General features: G+C 59.8%; 15 protein-coding genes and 3 tRNA genes. 9 read left to right on the top strand and 9 right to left on the bottom strand.

Annotation, left to right across the window (positions count from 1 at the left end; genetic code table 11):
• Positions 1 to 67 precede the first annotated feature (67 nt).
• From V8N38_RS11190 to V8N38_RS11160, 7 genes are all read left to right on the top strand, one after another.
• Entirely contained in the window at positions 68 to 1444 is a 1377-nt protein-coding gene (locus V8N38_RS11190) for an MATE family efflux transporter (protein ID WP_060419181.1), read from the top strand.
• 181 nt (positions 1445 to 1625) lie between these two features.
• Positions 1626 to 1702, top strand: a tRNA-Val gene (locus tag V8N38_RS11185).
• Positions 1703 to 1722: 20 nt separating this feature from the next.
• Positions 1723 to 1799 (top strand) — tRNA-Val (locus tag V8N38_RS11180).
• A 20-nt stretch (positions 1800 to 1819) separates the two neighbouring features.
• Positions 1820 to 1896, top strand: a tRNA-Val gene (locus tag V8N38_RS11175).
• Positions 1897 to 2016: 120 nt separating this feature from the next.
• Complete coding sequence (locus V8N38_RS11170; protein WP_060419183.1) at positions 2017 to 2322, top strand: cupin domain-containing protein; 306 nt, start codon at positions 2017 to 2019, stop codon at positions 2320 to 2322.
• Positions 2323 to 2716: 394 nt separating this feature from the next.
• Complete coding sequence (pykF, locus tag V8N38_RS11165; RefSeq protein ID WP_060419184.1) at positions 2717 to 4129, top strand: pyruvate kinase PykF; 1413 nt, start codon at positions 2717 to 2719, stop codon at positions 4127 to 4129.
• Positions 4130 to 4437: 308 nt separating this feature from the next.
• Positions 4438 to 4674, top strand: a complete 237-nt coding sequence (locus V8N38_RS11160) for a major outer membrane lipoprotein (RefSeq protein ID WP_004931354.1) — start codon at positions 4438 to 4440, stop codon at positions 4672 to 4674.
• A gap of 142 nt (positions 4675 to 4816) precedes the next feature.
• Here the strand turns inward: V8N38_RS11160 and V8N38_RS11155 are convergent, their stop codons facing one another.
• The 7 genes from V8N38_RS11155 to sufA all read right to left on the bottom strand — a co-directional run bounded on the left by V8N38_RS11155 (position 4817) and on the right by sufA (position 11737).
• Positions 4817 to 5830: a L,D-transpeptidase family protein gene (locus V8N38_RS11155; RefSeq protein WP_060440060.1), complete on the bottom strand. Its 1014-nt coding sequence runs from the start codon at positions 5828 to 5830 to the stop codon at positions 4817 to 4819.
• A gap of 297 nt (positions 5831 to 6127) precedes the next feature.
• A complete protein-coding gene (sufE, locus tag V8N38_RS11150) occupies positions 6128 to 6544 on the bottom strand; it encodes a cysteine desulfuration protein SufE (protein ID WP_147840227.1) in 417 nt (138 codons plus the stop codon).
• Between the two features lie 36 nt (positions 6545 to 6580).
• Complete coding sequence (gene sufS, locus V8N38_RS11145; RefSeq protein WP_070914908.1) at positions 6581 to 7807, bottom strand: cysteine desulfurase SufS; 1227 nt, start codon at positions 7805 to 7807, stop codon at positions 6581 to 6583.
• The gene (sufD, locus tag V8N38_RS11140) at positions 7804 to 9090 is read right to left on the bottom strand and encodes a Fe-S cluster assembly protein SufD (protein ID WP_055317084.1); all 1287 of its coding nucleotides are present in this window, start codon (positions 9088 to 9090) and stop codon (positions 7804 to 7806) included. Before sufD ends, sufS begins: the two co-directional genes overlap by 4 nt.
• Positions 9065 to 9811 carry a Fe-S cluster assembly ATPase SufC gene (sufC, locus tag V8N38_RS11135; RefSeq protein ID WP_004931365.1) on the bottom strand — a complete coding sequence of 249 codons (747 nt, stop codon included), beginning with the start codon at positions 9809 to 9811 and terminating at the stop codon, positions 9065 to 9067. The genes sufD and sufC overlap by 26 nt, the downstream gene beginning before the upstream one ends.
• Before the next feature lie 43 nt (positions 9812 to 9854).
• Positions 9855 to 11351 (bottom strand): Fe-S cluster assembly protein SufB, encoded by a 1497-nt coding sequence (gene sufB / locus V8N38_RS11130; RefSeq protein WP_033638360.1) that lies wholly within the window; start codon positions 11349 to 11351, stop codon positions 9855 to 9857.
• A 14-nt stretch (positions 11352 to 11365) separates the two neighbouring features.
• Positions 11366 to 11737, bottom strand: coding sequence for a Fe-S cluster assembly scaffold SufA (sufA, locus tag V8N38_RS11125; protein WP_004931368.1), 372 nt, complete (start codon positions 11735 to 11737; stop codon positions 11366 to 11368).
• Between the two features lie 527 nt (positions 11738 to 12264).
• On the opposite strand from sufA, the gene V8N38_RS11120 reads away from it, so the two are divergent.
• Complete coding sequence (locus V8N38_RS11120) at positions 12265 to 12669, top strand: hypothetical protein (protein ID WP_047727659.1); 405 nt, start codon at positions 12265 to 12267, stop codon at positions 12667 to 12669.
• Positions 12670 to 12714: 45 nt separating this feature from the next.
• Here V8N38_RS11120 and menI read toward each other — a convergent pair whose 3' ends face one another.
• Both menI and V8N38_RS11110 read right to left on the bottom strand, forming a co-directional pair.
• Positions 12715 to 13131, bottom strand: coding sequence for a 1,4-dihydroxy-2-naphthoyl-CoA hydrolase (gene menI / locus V8N38_RS11115; RefSeq protein ID WP_016927938.1), 417 nt, complete (start codon positions 13129 to 13131; stop codon positions 12715 to 12717).
• The gene (locus tag V8N38_RS11110) at positions 13128 to 16184 is read right to left on the bottom strand and encodes an FAD-binding and (Fe-S)-binding domain-containing protein (protein WP_147840228.1); all 3057 of its coding nucleotides are present in this window, start codon (positions 16182 to 16184) and stop codon (positions 13128 to 13130) included. The genes menI and V8N38_RS11110 overlap by 4 nt, the downstream gene beginning before the upstream one ends.
• A gap of 245 nt (positions 16185 to 16429) precedes the next feature.
• Between V8N38_RS11110 and ydiK the strand changes: the two genes are divergently transcribed.
• On the top strand, positions 16430 to 17530 hold the full coding sequence (gene ydiK, locus V8N38_RS11105) for an AI-2E family transporter YdiK (protein WP_055317060.1): 1101 nt from the start codon (positions 16430 to 16432) through the stop codon (positions 17528 to 17530).
• The last annotated feature ends 250 nt before the right edge of the window (positions 17531 to 17780 follow it).

The following is a 17780-nucleotide window of genomic DNA, read 5'->3' as shown; positions in this document are numbered from 1 at the left end:
GCTATTTTAATTGTTGTCCTCTCGCGGCAGCCCTCCCTCCCACATATATAAATAGAAAGGTGTATGCGTGCAGAAGTACTTAATTGAAGCGCGTAGTTTATTGGCTCTCGCTATCCCGGTCATCATCGCGCAAATATCGCAAACCGCCATGGGCGTGGTGGATACCATCATGGCCGGCGCCTACAGCGCCACCGACATGGCGGCGGTTGCGGTCGGCACTTCAATCTGGCTGCCGGCCATCCTGTTCGGCCACGGCCTGCTGCTGGCGCTGACCCCGGTTATCGCCCAGCTTAACGGCGCCGGGCGGCGCGATCGCATCGCTCACCAGGTGCGCCAGGGTTTTTGGCTGGCTTCCGGCGTGTCCGTGCTGCTGATCGTGGTGCTGTATAACTGCAAGTTCGTCATCGACATGATGCACAACATCGATCCGCAGCTGGCGGATAAAGCCGTCGGTTATCTGCACGCCATCATGTGGGGAGCGCCGGGTTACCTGTTCTTCCAGGTGATGCGCAACCAGTGCGAAGGCCTGTCCAAAACCAAGCCCGGCATGGTGATCGGCTTCCTCGGCCTGCTGGTGAATATCCCGATCAACTACATCTTCATCTACGGCAAGTTCGGCATGCCGGAGCTGGGTGGCGTCGGCTGTGGCGTCGCCACCGGCAGCGTCTACTGGATCATGTTCCTGATGATGCGCTGGTACGTGAAGCGCGCGCCCTCGCAGCGCGACATCAAACGCCAGGCAGGCGATCTCGGCGGCCCGGATTGGGCGGCGCTGAAGCGCCTGATCGGCATCGGCATGCCGGTGGCGTTGGCGCTGTTCTTCGAAGTCACGCTGTTCGCCGTGGTGGCGCTGCTGGTTTCGCCGCTGGGGATCGTTGCGGTCGCCGGCCACCAGATCGCGCTTAACTTCAGCGCGCTGATGTTCGTGCTGCCGCTGTCGCTGGGCGTCGGCGCCACCATCCGCGTCGGTTACCGTCTGGGGGAAGGTTCGGTTGAAGGCGCCCGTGTCGCCGCCTACTCCGCCATCGGCGTCGGCATCACCATGGCCGTCTGCACCGCGCTGTTTACCGCCACCTTCCGCGAACCGATCGCCCTGCTGTACAACGATAGCCCGGCGGTGGTGGCGATGGCGTCGCAGCTGATGCTGCTGGCGGCGCTGTACCAAATCTCGGATTCTGTCCAGGTGATCGGCAGCGGCGTGCTGCGTGGTTATAAAGATACCCGCGCGATCTTCTTCATCACCTTCATCGCTTATTGGGTGTTGGGCCTGCCGAGCGGCTATCTGCTGGCGTTAACCGATGTGGTGGTGCCGGCAATGGGGCCAAGCGGTTTCTGGATCGGCTTTATCATCGGCCTGACCTTCGCCGCCATCATGATGGCGCTGCGCATGCGCTGGCTGCAGAAACAGCCGACCGCCGTCATCCTGCAGCGTTCCACGCGCTGAGCCCGCGCCCGGCCGGTTTCATCCCCGGCCGGGCTGCGGTTTGCGGAAAAAAGCGCCGGACTGCGCACAACCTCAGCAATCGCGTGAAATACCGAATAAAATTGCGCTTTTCCCCTTGCCAGCACGCGGGTAGCTCGTTAATATTCGTCCCCGCTGTCAGCCATGACAGACAGGAAAAGATGCGTCCGTAGCTCAGTTGGTTAGAGCACCACCTTGACATGGTGGGGGTCGGTGGTTCGAGTCCACTCGGACGCACCAAATTCCTGAAGCCGTACAGTGCGTCCGTAGCTCAGTTGGTTAGAGCACCACCTTGACATGGTGGGGGTCGGTGGTTCGAGTCCACTCGGACGCACCAAATTCCTGAAGCAGTGCAGTGCGTCCGTAGCTCAGTTGGTTAGAGCACCACCTTGACATGGTGGGGGTCGGTGGTTCGAGTCCACTCGGACGCACCATATTGCTGATTCATCTCTCCCCCTATCGCGTTATACTTCCCGTAGTTTCGTCTCTGCCCGACCGCCTGACTTTTATGTCGATCGCGCCGTGCTACCGCCATCAGCCACCAGGAACGCCACATGACCACCTTTACCGCCAAAACCGCCTTTTTATCGCTCGACAATGGCCTTGCTCGCCGTGAAGGCGTGATGAGCGACGGTTCGCCGGCGGCAGAAGTGCGTTTCGAGGCCGGTGCCTTCGGCCAGCTGCAAAAGCCCCCGCACGCGCGGCAAACCCGGGTGATCTCCGGTGAATTCGAGTTTACCCTCGGCGGTGACACCCGGGTGGTACGGGCCGGCGAGAGCCTGATATTGCCGGCCAACGTCGCCAGCGGCTGCTTCTGCCTGAGCGCCGGCGTGCTGCTGGAAATTCCCCAAACGCGTTAAACCTGTATTTACAGCATGGTTATTTGCGCAACAAGCGGCCCGCAACGCGTTGCATTTGCGCCACATTTGCCCCCGTTTTGACATATCCGCCGCGCCGCCGCGGTTTTTTATTTTGTTTCCCACCGCTTAGCCTTTATAATGCGCAACGTCTATCAGTTGAATGGTTTCAGCCCTTGATCTGCGAAAACGCTATAACAACACGATCTGATCTTACCCCGTTGCGCAGCATCCCCGCGCCCCCGCGCGGGCTGAATTTTTCCGCCCCGCTTCAACTGTCGTCACCTATCCTTAACTATGTTTTTCACCACCAGGCACGGCCCAAATTCCCTACCGGCGTAAACCGCGCCGGTCAAATTCGTTTTTTTATCCATCACAACTTGTAGAAAACTCCGCCATGAAAAAGACCAAAATTGTTTGTACCATCGGTCCAAAAACCGAATCGGAAGAAATGCTGACCAACCTGCTCAATGCGGGCATGAACGTGATGCGTCTCAACTTCTCTCACGGCGACTATGAAGAGCACGGCAACCGCATCAAGAACATGCGCGCCGTGATGGCGAAAACCGGTATCAATGCCGGCATCCTGCTGGATACCAAAGGCCCGGAAATTCGCACCATGAAACTGGAAGGCGGTAAAGACGCCTCGCTGGTCGCCGGCCAAACCTTCACTTTCACCACCGACCAGAGCGTGATCGGCAACAGCGATCGCGTAGCGGTCACCTACGCCGGCTTCGCCGCCGACCTGAAGATCGGTAACACCGTGCTGGTAGACGACGGCCTGATCGGCATGGAAGTCACCAACGTGACCGAAAACGAAGTCATTTGTAAGGTGCTGAACAACGGCGATCTCGGCGAGAACAAGGGCGTCAACCTGCCGGGCGTTTCCATCCAGCTGCCTGCGCTGGCCGAAAAAGACAAACGTGACCTGATCTTCGGCTGCGAACAAGGCGTCGACTTCGTGGCGGCATCCTTCATCCGCAAGCGCTCCGACGTGCTGGAGATCCGCGAACACCTGAAAGCCCACGGCGGCGAGCAGATCCAGATCATCTCCAAGATCGAAAACCAGGAAGGCCTGAACAATTTCGACGAGATCCTCGAAGCGTCCGACGGCATCATGGTTGCCCGTGGCGACTTGGGCGTCGAGATCCCGGTCGAAGAAGTGATCTTCGCCCAGAAGATGATGATCGAGAAATGTAACCGCGCGCGTAAAGTGGTGATCACCGCCACCCAGATGCTCGACTCCATGATCAAGAACCCGCGCCCTACCCGCGCGGAAGCCGGCGACGTTGCCAACGCCATCCTGGACGGTACCGATGCCGTCATGCTGTCCGGCGAGAGCGCCAAGGGCAAATACCCGCTGGAAGCGGTCAACATCATGGCCACCATCTGCGAGCGTACCGATCGCGTGATGCCTAGCCGCATCGATACCCTGAACGACCGTCGCAAGCTGCGCATCACCGAAGCGGTGTGCCGCGGTGCGGTAGAAACCGCCGAGAAACTGGACGCGCCGCTGATCGTCGTCGCCACCAGCGGCGGCAAGTCAGCGAAATCCGTGCGTAAATACTTCCCGAACGCAGTGATCCTGGCGCTGACCACCAATGAAACCACCGCGCATCAGCTGGTGCTGAGCAAGGGCGTTATCCCGCAGATGGTCAAGGAAATCGCCTCTACCGACGACTTCTACCGCATCGGTAAAGAAGCCGCGCTGGCCAGCGGCCTGGCGCAGAAAGGCGACGTTGTGGTGATGGTTTCCGGCGCGCTGGTGCCGAGCGGCACTACCAACACCGCCTCGGTACACGTGCTGTAATATAAAACGTGACATAATTACCTTGATCAAAACGCCGCTTTGCGGCGTTTTTTTTATCGGCAGTAAACTATTTTTCTCAAAACGCAACCGCGATCCGCTCATTATTTAGCTAATAACAAATCGGAGTAGTCCCATGGAAGCCGGCTGTTTTCCCTCGTTTTTTTAACTAATTTGTAAAACCAGATGCAAGTTTGAGCGAACGATCAAAATAAAGCACCTCAACACTAAAAAATTATTCTCTTTCGAAAAAAGTTTGTGTAATACTTGTAACGCTACATGGAGATTAACTCAATCTAGAGGGTGTTATAATGAATCGTACTAAACTGGTACTGGGCGCGGTAATCCTGGGTTCCACTCTGCTGGCTGGCTGCTCTAGCAACGCTAAAATCGATCAACTGTCTTCTGACGTTCAGACTCTGAACGCTAAAGTTGATCAGCTGAGCAACGACGTGAACGCAATGCGTTCTGACGTTCAAGCGGCTAAAGACGACGCAGCACGCGCTAACCAGCGTCTGGACAACCAAGCTCACGCTTACAAAAAGTAAGTTAGCTTTGGTTATTGAAAACGGCGCACATTGTGCGCCGTTTTTTTTTGCCTGCTCATCGGCCCGGGGGTTCTCCTTCGGCAGGCAAAAAAAAAGAGGCTCAGCACGCTGACCCCCTCTTCGACCGCTCAGTCCTGCAAACTTAGTTCACTGAACTGATTGGCGCTGCCTTGAATGGGCTCTTATTCGCCGCAGGCGCCGCTACAGGCGTTAAACTCACCTCAGACGGGTTCTCCCCCACGTTGACCAGCACCGGCATGCCAGAACGGCGTACAACCGCGCTATCGAACACGGCGCGATCGGTTTGCCCATCTGCAGCGAAGGCTTTCTCCGCTTTAGACAACGCAATCGGCATGGTCTGCGGATCGTCGCTTTCTACCCGCGACAGCGGCTGGTGCACTTCCACATAGCGTTTGCCGTCCGGCTCAACCGAAATCTTCACCGGATCGTTGATCACCTGCACCCGCGTACCGCGTGGCACCTGGTTGAACAGCGCTTCGATGTCCGTCGGACGCAGACGAATACAGCCGGAGCTGACTCGCATGCCGATCCCGAAGTTGGCATTGGTGCCGTGGATCAGGTATTCACCGCGCCCCATCGCCAGACGCAGGGCGAACAGCCCCATCGGGTTCTCAGGGCCGGCCGGCACCACCGCAGGCAGCGTCACGCCCTGGGACTGATAGCGTTTGCGGATGTTGGCGGTAGGCGTCCAGGTCGGGTTGGGGATCTTCTGGCTCACGGAGGTCACTTCCAGCGGCGTGTGCATGCCGGTCTGGCCGATACCGATCGGATAGACGATCACTTTGTTCTCGCCTTTCGGATAGTAGTAAAGGCGCAGCTCGGCCAGGTTGACGATGATCCCTTCACGCTTGGTATCAGGCAGCAGCATTTGGGTCGGAATGGTCAGCACCGTACCCGGCTTAGGCAGGAACGGGTCGGTGCCGGGGTTGGCTTCCAGCATGCCCAGCAGGCCAATCTTGTAGTCGGCGGCGATCGCCTCCAGCGGACGGCCGTCGTTTGGCACGGTATAAGTGGTGTTTTCACCGATCAGACGGCTGTCCGGCGGCGGCAGCGGGTACTCGGTCGCACTGGCGGCCTGCGTGCCGGCCAATACGGTGGCGAAGACCATGCCCATTAAACTCAACGCACGTTTCATTATCATCCCTATATTTTTTATGACGGTTCGTCCCCAAGGCTAACGAGCGCCCGGCGGCGGGTAAATCAGACAATACCTGATTAATACTAGCAATGCTGGCATCAAAGGCAATAAGTTCTCTAAAAATCAACACGTTATAACGTAATCACCGCCGTTGATTGTCAACGAAACGTCAACGGATAAGCTGCTGAAATATCACTGAATTGGGGATGTTATCTGGGGGGAAAGCGTGGATTGTAAAGGCTCATTGACAAAACGAATGTATCAATGAGCCCTCAAGAACGGGGGCGTTCAGGCTCAGGCCAGCTGCGTGGCTTTACTGCGAATGGCGCGGATCATCGCCTCCAGCCCCTGTGAACGCGAAGGCGTCAGGTGTTGGCTGAGCGCCAGCTCGGCGAAAAACGGCCGCACGTCGAGCTCGACAATCTGCTGCGGCGTCAATTGGCGATACAGAATAAACACCACCGCCAGCAGGCCTTTGACGATCGCCGCGTCGCTGTCGCCGTGAAACTCGACCTGCCCCTGCTCATCGAGGCGCATCACAATCCACACCTGGCTCTGACAACCGGAGATCAGGTTGCAGGCCTGCCGCTCAGCCTCGTCCAGCGGCGGCAATTTGGCACCGAGTTCAATCACGTAAAGGTATTTCTCCTCCCAGTTCAAACAGCGGGAGAAATTTCGCACCAATTTATCTTTGTCCGGCAAATTCGCCATGGGGATCCTTTTGTACCGCCGGGGACGCGCCCCGGCCTAGCCTAATAGCTGATGAATGCGTTGCAGCCCGGCCACCAGCCGGTCCACCTCTTCGCGGGTATTATATAACGCCAGCGAAGCGCGGCACATGCTCGGCACCTGATAAAACGCCATCAGCGGCATGGCGCAGTGGTGGCCGGTGCGAATGGCGATGCCGTACTGATCGAGGAAGCTGCCGACGTCATAGGCATGGTGTTCCCCCAGATTGAAGGCGATCACCCCGGCGCGATGGGCCGGGCCATAGACTTTCAGCGTCGGCACCTGGCTGAGCGCCTCCAACGCGTAGTGCATCAGCGACTGTTCATAATCGTGGATCGCATTCAGGCCCAGGGCTTCAACGTAATCAAACGCCGCCCCCAGCCCCATGATGCCGGCGGTGTTCGGCGAACCGGCCTCGAAGCGCCACGGCGGATCGGCGAAGGTGGTGCCCGCCGTCAGGCTGACCTGGCGGATCATCGAGCCGCCCCCTTCCCACGGCGGCATCTGCTGCAGCAGCGCCTGGCGGCCATACAGCATGCCGATGCCGGAAGGACCGTACAGCTTGTGGCCGGAAAACACATAAAAATCGCAGTCCAGCGCCTGGACATCGACGCGCTGGTGCATCACCGCCTGCGCGCCGTCCACCAGCACCGTCAAATTCGGCGCCAGGGCTCTGGCGCGGGCGATAATGTCGCGCACCGGGTTGACGGTGCCCAGCACGTTGGAGACCTCGGTCAGCGCCAGCAGTTTACAGGACGCATCGACCAGTTCCGGCAGTCGCGCCAGATCCAGCGTACCGTCCGGCTGTAGCGGCCACACCCGCAGCTGCAGCCCGCGCTCCTCCGCCAGCATCTGCCACGGCACGATGTTGGCGTGGTGCTCCATCTCGGTGATGAGAATCGCATCGCCCGGCTGCAGCAGGTGGCGGCCAAAGCTGTTGGCCACCAGATTGATGCCTTCGGTGGTGCCCTTGACGAACACCATCTCTTCCGCCGAGGCGGCGTTGATAAAGCGCGCCGCCTGCTCCCGCACCGCTTCCATCTGCTGAGTCGCCTCGGCACTCAGGGTGTGGATGCCGCGATGCACCGCCGCATAACCGTGGCGGTAGAACTCCAGCTCGCGGTCGATCACCGCCTGCGGTTTCTGCGCGCTGGCGGCGCTGTCGAGATAGGCCAGCGGTTGGCCGTTCACCTCACGCGCCAGCAGCGGAAAATCGCCGCGCACGCGTTCAATCGGATAACTCATGCAGCCTCCCCCGGCAGGCGCTGGGCGATGCGCGCCAGCACCCGTTCCCGGATGGTGTCGTTGGCGATGCCTTCGGTCAGCTCGGCGGCGAAGGCAAAGATAATCATCTGCTGCGCCGCATGTTTGTCGATGCCGCGCGACTGCAGATAGAACAGCTGCTCTTCATCGATACGCCCCACGGTGGCGCCGTGGCTGCATTTGACGTCGTCGGCGTAAATCTCCAGCTGCGGCTTGGTATCCACTTCCGCCACCTTACCCAACAGCAGGTTATGGTTGGTCATCTGGCCGTCGGTTTTGATCGCGTGCTTGGCCACTTTGATCATGCCGTTGAACACCGCCTTGCCGCGATCGCTGACCACGGTTTTATGCAGCTGGCGGCTTTCGCAATAGCCTTTGTTGTGCTCCAGATAGGTGCGGGTATCGCAGATCTCTTTGCCCACCGGCAGCACCAGGCTGTTGATCACCAGGTTTGCGCCTTCGCCGTTCAGCTGTGCGCTGGTGTTGTGCCGCGTCAGGCCGGCGCCCAGCAGGAAGCTGTCGCTTTTCACCCGCGCGTCGCGGCCGATAACCAGATCGTTATGGGCAAAGTGGTAGCTCGGCTGGCTCTCAAACGCCAGCTTGCAGTGCAACAGCCCGGCGTTGTCCGCCACGTTGGCGGTCAGGCGCGCGCCGGTGAAGTGCGCGGCCTCGCCCAGGCTGACATAGTGTTCAATCACTTCCGCCTCGGCGCCGCGCCCGATCTCCAGATGGTGACGATGATGCACGGTGTTCACTTCCCCGGTGGCGCCGCGTCCGCTGCTGATGTGCAGCAGGTACAGCGGGCGGGCCGGGGCCTTGCCGGCCGGCAAACGAATCAGGCTGGTTTCCTGCGCCAGGCTTTCGGTCAGGTGCAGGAAAATCTCCGGCTGGATCGGCTCCGGCAGCGCCTGCGGCGTGCCGTAGGCGGTCAACTCGAACTGGTAGTCGCCCAGATCGCCATCGCTGAGCGCGGCGCTGTAGCGGCCGTCGATAAACACCAGCCGACAGGCATCGATGCCGAGCGCCAGCGCCTCAAGCTGCTCTGCGCTCACCGGCGCGGGCTGCGGATCGAGGAACTGCTGCTCCAGCAGGCTCTCCAGCGGCGTGTATTTCCAGTTTTCATGCTTGCGCGTCGGCCAGCCGAGGCGCAGCGCCTGCTGCCAGTGCGCCAGCGCATGCGGCGAACGCTCGCCGCCGCGGCCTTCGAACAGGCGATACAGCTGCTGCAGCGCGTTTGAATTACTGTTGGTCGGTAAGCCAGCCATAGCCCTGCTCCTCCAACTGTTTCACCAGCGAGAAATCGCCGGATTTAACGATGCGCCCCTGGGACAGCACGTGTACGTAATCCGGTTTGATGTAGTCCAGAATGCGCTGATAGTGGGTCACGATGATAAAGGCGCGCTTGCCGTCCCGCAGCGAGTTGACGCCGTTGGCGACGATCTTCAGCGCGTCGATGTCCAGGCCCGAGTCGGTTTCATCGAGAATGCACAGATCCGGCTCCAGCGCCGCCATCTGCAGAATATCGTTGCGTTTTTTCTCACCGCCGGAGAAGCCGACGTTGACCGAACGGGTCAACAGATCGGCCGGCATATCCAGCAGCGCGATTTTCTCTTCGATGAAATCGGCGAAGTCAAAGCGATCAAGCGGCTCCTGCTCGCGGTATTTGCGCACCGCGTTGACCGACGTCTGCAGGAAGAAGTGGTTGCTGACGCCAGGGATCTCCACCGGGTACTGGAAGGCCAGGAACACGCCTTCGCCGGCGCGATCTTCCGGATCCAGCTCCAGCAGATCCTTGCCCTTGAAGGTGACTTCCCCTTCGGTCACTTCGTACTCTTCACGCCCGGCCAGCGTGGCGGACAGCGTGCTCTTGCCCGAGCCGTTCGGCCCCATGATGGCGTGCACTTCGCCCGGTTTGATCTCCAGATCCAATCCCTTGAGGATCTCGTTGCCTTCCACGCTGACTTTCAAATTCTTGATGCTTAACATGCTGTGTCCTCAGATAGCGCCGACGGCGCTAAAAATGCGGCGATTAACCCACGCTGTGTTCCAGGCTGATGGCCAGAAGTTTCTGCGCCTCGACGGCGAACTCCAGCGGCAGCTCGGAGAAAACGTCCTTGCAGAAACCGTTGACGATCATCGAAATGGCGTCATCCTCGCTGATGCCGCGCTGCAGGCAGTAGAACAGCTGGTCGTCGCCGATCTTCGAGGTGGTGGCTTCGTGCTCCAGCTGAGCGCTGTTGTTGCGCGCTTCAACGTAAGGGAACGTGTGGGCACCGCTGTCCGGCCCGATCAGCATCGAGTCGCACTGGGTAAAGTTACGGGCGTTTTCCGCCCCCGGCAGGATTTTCACCAGGCCGCGATAGGTGTTCTCGCTGTGGCCGGCGGAGATGCCTTTGGCGATGATAGTCGACTTGGTGTTTTTGCCGATGTGGATCATCTTGGTGCCGGTGTCCGCCTGCTGATGGCCGCTGGTCAGCGCCACCGAGAAGAATTCGCCGATCGAATTGTCGCCCTGCAAAATCACGCTCGGGTATTTCCAGGTGATGGCCGAGCCGGTTTCCGACTGGGTCCAGGACATTTTCGAGCCGGCGCCTTCACACAGCGCGCGCTTGGTGACGAAGTTGAGGATGCCGCCCTTGCTCTCGCCGCCGGAGAACCAGTTCTGCACCGTCGAGTATTTCACTTCGGCGTCTTTATGCAGGATCACTTCCACCACCGCCGCGTGCAGCTGGTAGCTGTCGCGCACCGGGGCCGAGCAGCCTTCGATGTAGCTGACATAGCTGCCTTCGTCGGCGATCAGGATGGTGCGCTCGAACTGGCCGGTTTTGGCGGCGTTGATACGGAAATAGGTCGACAGCTCCATCGGGCAGCGCACGCCTTTCGGCACATAGACGAAGGTGCCGTCGGAGGCCACCGCGGCGTTCAGCGCAGCGAAGAAGTTATCGTTGGAGGGCACCACGCGGCCCAGGTACTGACGCACCAGGTCCGGGTATTCCTGGATCGCTTCGCCGAACGAGCAGAAGATCACCCCGCTCTCCGCCAGTTTTTCACGGTAAGTGGTAGCGACCGAGACCGAGTCGAAGATGGCGTCCACCGCCACCTCGCTGCCCTCGCGCACCGGCACGCCGAGCTGATTGAACGCCAGCTCCACTTCGCTGGTCAGGTAATCTTTTTCCGTCGCCGCGCCCGGTTGCTGCTCGGCGCCGGGTTGCGAACCGCAGGCATCGTCGCAGCTGCCGCAGGACGGCGCCGAATAGTAACTGTAGTCCTGGTAGTTCAGGCGATCGTAATTGGCCTTCAGCCAGTGCGGCTCTTCCATCTGCAGCCAGGCGCGGTAGGCCTCAAGGCGGAATTCCAGCATCCACTCGGGTTCGTTGCGCTTGGCCGAGATGGCGCGCACCACCTCTTCGTTGATGCCTTTGGCCAACTCATCGGTTGCCAGCTGGGTGAAGAAACCTTCTTTGTAGCGACCTTCGCTGACCCAAGCCTGCACTTCATTAGGCATTTCTACATTGCTTCGTGTCATGTTGATTGCATCGCTCAAACGCCAAAGCTCTCGCCGCACCCGCAGGCATGCTGAGCTTTAGGGTTATTGAATTTGAATATCTGATTCAGCCCTTCGCGGACATAATCTACCGTGGTGCCGTCGATGAACGGCATAGCCTTCAGCGGCACATAGAGTTTGGCGCCGTCGCGCTCAAACAGCAGATCGTCATCGGCGGGTTCGCGGGTCAGATCCAGCACATAGGCAAAGCCGGCGCAGCCGGATTGTTTCACCCCTAGCTGCAGCCCTTTCACCTGCGGATCCTGCTGCATCAGTTTCGTTATTTGTCGTACGGCGCTGTCGCTGAGCGAAATGCCTTGCCAGACATTTTCATCCAGAGAAAAAGTGCCGACATTTTCCGTTTGCATAGGGTCTACCTCACACTCGTGTTTGGCCACAGCCAATCTGGGTTGCTTATATGTTAGTGATAACGATTATCACTTCAACCGTTTGTTTTGCGGGGGTATCCGCCGCGAGCGCGGTTTTTCGCTGCGGCGCGCGGCAAGCCAACGGGACACCCGTGGCGGCTTGCGGCGTCAGGCGGCAAGGTGTGCATGCTATCCCTATGAATTCGTTATCTATCCTGCATCACCGTACCGCACTCCCCGGTGGCCCGTCAGCGTTACAGCGCTGCGGTGCGTTGCCGATCTAAACATTCATAGAAAATACCTATTTCTGCATTCTGTCTGTCGTAAATGTGCGTTTATCGGCATTTCGTGGCGCGGCGCAAGCGCGCGGCCCTCAGGTTAAAGTTTAGTCGCTCAGGATTAAGTTGGGTCGGCGGCGGTCTTTTACCCTCCTGAGCAATAAAAAAACGCCGCGCCGGGATTGATCGGCAACGCGGCAGTTTATATGATAATGATTATCATTCAATTTGAATTTGAGCGCGAAGCCAATGACTCTTTCGATCAACGCATGGTTGCTGGGCAAGATTGATGAATACAAATTCAGCGTGCGCGACGCCACGGTGGACTTTTATATGGCCGAAGCGGCGCTGCGGCGCCCGGAATGCAATATCGACCATCTGAAGCGGTACAACAGCGTCAGCCTCACCATGGCCAATCTGTGTCTGGAGAACGGCGACGACGACAGCTACCTGCACGCGCTCAGCAAGCTGCACAACCGGCTGATCGTCGAGATCAACAACCCACAGCGCTGCCAGCTGTTTCGGGTGCAAAGCTACCACTTCGCCCGCCACACGCTGACGCTGATCTGCCAAAAATATGCAATGGAAGGCACCTGGGAGAAGGCGAACGCGTTTCAAAAGGACTTCGTCAAACGCGTGCCGTTTCAGCTGTAAGGCGAAAGGCTCCGCAGGCCGAACGCCTGCGGAAACCGGCGGGAATCAGTCGATGACCGCCGTGGTCAGACGCGAGGTGCAGCACAGCCGATCGCGCGCGTCGAAGATCTCGATTTGCCACACCTGATGGCGACGGCCGACGTGCAGTGCGCGACACACCCCGCGCACCTGGCCATCGAACACCGCGCGCAGGTGGTTGGCGTTGATCTCCAGCCCCACCACTTTCTGCTCGCCTTCGCTGCACAGGTAGCCGGCCATCGATCCCATCGACTCCGCCAACACCACCGATGCCCCGCCGTGCAACAGCCCGAACGGCTGCCGGGTGCGGCCATCGACCGGCATGGTGGCCTCGAGGAAATCTTCGCCCAGTTGGGTAAACTCGATGCCCACATGGCTGACCATGCAGCCGTCGCCGGCGCGGTTCAGCTGCTCCAGCGATGTTTCACGTTTCCACAATTTCACTCAATCATCTCCAGAAGTGCCTGTAATGGGTGGCGCACGCCATTGCCCTCGATGCGTTTCACCTGGCTGCGGCAGGAATAGCCGGTCGCCAGGCAGCGCTGCCGCGGCAAACGCTGCAGCGTCGGATGCCATGATAGCTCATAAATGCCGAGCGAGTTTTGCAGGTTCTTGGCTTCATGGCCGTAAGTGCCCGCCATGCCGCAGCAGCCGACGCTGACGTTCTCCAGTTTGGCGCCGAATCGGGCGAAGATCGCCGCCCACTGTTGGCCGCTGGCCGGCAGCGCGGTGGTTTCGGTGCAGTGGCCGAACAGATACCACGGCTCGCCGGTCGCCGGCTGTTCGGCGCGATCCGCAATCCGCTGCTGCAGCCATTCATGCACCAGCTGCACCTGGAAATCGCCGCGTTCGGCACCGAGGATCTCGCGGTATTCGTCGCGGTAGCACAGCACCAGCGCCGGATCAACGCCCACCAGCGGCATGCCGAGCTGCGCCACACGGTTGAGGAAATCGGCGGTTTTGCGCGCGGTACGGGCAAAGCGCGTCAGGAAACCTTTCACATGCTGCGCCTTACCGTTCGGCGAGAACGGCAGCAGCACCGGTTGATAGCCGAGCTTCTCCACCAGCCTGACAAAGTCCGCCACCACTTTGGCGTCGTAATAGCTGGTGAACGGATCCTGGACGATAAGCACGTGTTCTGCGCGCTGCTCGGCGCTCAGCCCTTCCAGCTGCTCCAGCGTCAGCGTGGTCGCGCGGTGGCCGGACAGCTGCTGACGCAGCGTCGGGCTGGACAGCAGCGGCAGATCGACCATGCCGATGGCGTTGCGGCTCATCTCCCGCAGCCACGGCTGGCGGAAGAAGAAGTTGAACACCTTCGGCGCGCGGGCCATCAACGGGGTATAGCTCTCCACACCGGCGACCATGTAGTCGCTTACCGGGCGCAGATAGCGGGTGTGGTAGAGCTGCAGGAAGCGCGAACGGAATCCCGGCACGTCAATCTTGATCGGGCACTGGGTGGAGCAGGCCTTGCAGGCCAGGCAGCCGGACATCGCCTCTTTCACTTCGTGCGAGAAGTCATACTCGCCCTTGCCCGCGTGCCAGCTGTTGCGGGTCTTTTCGATCAAACCGCGCAGGCTGACTCGCTGCTGCGGCAACTGTTTTTCCAGCGCCAAAGGATCGACGCCCTGCTCGGCCAACAGACGCAGCCACTCGCGCACCAGCGTCGCCCGCCCTTTCGGTGAATGAATGCGGTTGCCGCTGATCTTCATCGACGGGCACATCGGGCTGCGCACGTCGAAGTTGAAGCACAGGCCGTTGCCGTTACACTCCAGCGCGCCGCGGAATGAGGTGCGCACCTCGACCGGGATCTGGCGATCGAAGGTGCCGCGCTTGACCGCGTCCACCTGCATCATCGGCGCATCCACCGCCAGCGGCGAACAGATCTTGCCCGGGTTCAGGCGGTTATCCGGATCGAATGCCGCCTTGATGCGGCGCAGCTCTTCATACAGCGTTTCGCCGAAGAACTCAGGGCTGTATTCCGCGCGGAACCCCTTGCCGTGCTCCCCCCACAGCAGGCCGCCGTATTTGGCGGTCAGCGCCACCACCCGATCGGAGATCTGCTTCATCAGCACCTCCTGCTGCGGGTCGCACATGTCGAGCGCCGGGCGCACGTGCAGCACCCCGGCATCGACGTGGCCGAACATGCCGTAGCTCAGGTGGTGGTCGTCGAGCAGTTGACGGAATTCGACGATATAGTCCGCCAGGTGTTGCGGCGGCACGCAGGTGTCCTCGGCGAACGGAATCGGCTTGGCGCGCCCTTTGGCGTTGCCCAGCAGCCCAACCGCCTTCTTGCGCATGTTGTAAATGCGCTCGATGCCCGCCAGATCGCCGCAGATTTGGTAACCGATCACGCCGCCCTGCCGCTGCGCGATCAGTTCGTCCAGCCGTTGGCACAGGGTTTCCATCTGGCCGTCGATCAGCGCCCGATCGTCACCGGCGAACTCGACGATGTTCAGCCCGAGCATCTCTTTATCCGGCACGTCGGCGATCAGTTCGTTCACCGAGTGCCAAACGATGTCTTCACGCGCCAGGTTCAGCACCTTGGAATCGATGGTTTCCACCGACAGCGCCTTGGCTTCGACCATAAAGGGTGCATTGCGCAGCGCCGAGTCGAAGGAGTCGTATTTTACGTTAACCAAACGGCGCACTTTCGGCAGCGGCGTGATGTCCAGCCGCGCCTCGGTGATAAACGCCAGCGTGCCTTCGGCGCCGGTCAGGATGCGCGTCAGATCGAAGGTTTGCAGATCGTCGCTCAGCACGTGGCGCAGATCGTAACCGGTGAGGAAGCGGTTGAGCTTGGGGAATTTCTCCAGGATCAGCGCACGCTGCTCGCGGCAGCGGTTGAGCACCGTGCGGTAGATGCGCCCTTCGGCGGTCTCTTCCAGAGCAATCGTTTCCGCCAGCGCCGTCGGCATAGCGCGGGTGTCGATCATCTCGCCGCCGAGCAGCACCGCCCGCAGGCCTAATACGTGATCGGAGGTTTTGCCGTACACCAGCGAGCCCTGGCCGGAGGCGTCGGTGTTGATCATGCCGCCCAGCGTGGCGCGGTTGCTGGTGGACAGTTCCGGCGAGAAGAAGTAGCCGAACGGCCGCAGGTATTGATTCAGCTGATCCTTGATCACCCCGGCTTCGACTTTTACCCAGCCTTGTTCGACGTTGATCTCCAGAATGCGGTTCATATGGCGCGACATATCGACCACGATGCCGGTATTGAGCGACTGGCCGTTGGTGCCGGTGCCGCCGCCGCGTGGGCTGAAGGTCAGCGTCTTGAATCGCTCTTCCCCGGCCAGGCGGGCGATCAGCGCCACGTCGGCGGTGGAACGGGGGAACACCACCGCATCGGGCAACAGCTGATAGATGCTGTTGTCGGTGGCCATCGTCAGCCGGTCAGCGTAGCTGGTGGCGGTGTCGCCGTTGAATCCGTTTTGCTTCAGTGCTTCCAAAAAGTCGAGCACCCGTTGAACGAGGCCGGGCGCCTGAGAAATCTGTGGGATCATTCGCTTTTTTGACCCTGTCCGTCTATTTTTTATGCGCTGATGTACGCTGAATCGGGCCTTTAATTCAGACCCACCCTATTTTTTAGTGACACTAAAAACTAACATACTCGTTTAGTGAAGGCATTCACATTATTACCGCCCTGCGAGCGCCGCCACAGGCGGCCGCCCGGCGGTGAGAAACCGACCGACAGGCACCCCGATTCCCCGGTGCCAGGGATTTAATTGACCAGGATGAGAAGCCACTGATGCCACTCCCGCAATCGCGTTACGACTTACCGCGAATTATTTTCGGCGTGCTGTTTATCGCCATCATGATCGTCGCCTGTTTTTGGGTGATCCAACCGTTTATTCTCGGCTTCGCCTGGGCGGGCATGGTGGTGATCGCCACCTGGCCGCTGCTGCTCAAACTGCAAAAACTGCTGTGGGGCCGCCGTTCGCTGGCGGTTTTGGTCATGACCCTGCTGCTGATCCTACTGTTCATTCTGCCAATCTCCCTGCTGATCAGCAGCGTGGTGGATAACAGCGCGCCGCTGATCGCCTGGGCCAGTTCACCGGGCAAGCTGCACATTCCCGACCTCGCCTGGCTGCAGTCCGTGCCGATGATCGGCGACAGGCTCTACACCAGCTATCACACGCTGGTTAACGCCGGCGGCGCCGCGCTGCTGGCGAAGGTGCAGCCGTACTTCGGCCAGACCGCCACCTGGTTCGTGGCGCAGGCGGCGCATATCGGCCGTCTGCTGCTGCACTGCGCGCTGATGTTGCTGTTCAGCGCATTGCTGTATGCGCGCGGCGAGCAGGTGGCACTGGGTATCCGCCACTTTGCGGTGCGCCTCGGTTCTGCGCGCGGCGATGCGGCGGTGCTGTTGGGCGGCCAGGCGATCCGCGCCGTCGCGCTGGGCGTGGTGGTGACGGCGCTGGTACAGTCGGTGCTGGGCGGTATCGGTCTGGCGGTGAGCGGCATTCCGGCCGCCACCCTGTTGACGATGCTGATCTTTATCTGCTGCGTGGCGCAATTGGGGCCGCTGTTGGTGCTGGTGCCGGCCATTATCTGGCTGTACTGGCATGGCGATACCACCTGGGGCACCGTGCTGCTGGTCTGGAGCTGCGTGGTAGCCACGCTGGATAACGTGCTGCGCCCGGTGCTGATCCGCATGGGCGCCGATCTGCCGCTGCTGCTGATCCTCTCCGGCGTTATCGGCGGTTTGCTGGCCTTCGGCATGATTGGCCTGTTCATCGGTCCGGTGGTGTTGGCGGTATCTTATCGCCTGCTGACCGCCTGGATGAATGAAGCGCCGGAGCCGACCACCGCGCCGGAGCAAGTCATCGAAGATCTGGAAAAACGCTAATCCCCCCCTTCCGCCCGCATCGTCGGGCGGAATATTTCGCCCCGTCATTATTCCTACCTCATTCGAGTAATATCTACGCCAAATATAATGCCGCCCTATATTGATTGGGGCTCGGCGAATGAAAGGTGCAATGTAAATCCCTGTTTATTGCAAGCGGCAAAAAGAGATAACGACCGCAAATAAAATGTGATGCCGCTATCGATTAGGATGATTCTTAATGACTAGTCGCGTTCAAAAATCTAGTATTATG

Source organism: Serratia nevei (assembly GCF_037948395.1).
Taxonomy (GTDB): Bacteria; Pseudomonadota; Gammaproteobacteria; order Enterobacterales; family Enterobacteriaceae; genus Serratia; species Serratia nevei.
This window is presented reverse-complemented; position numbering and strand designations above follow the sequence as displayed.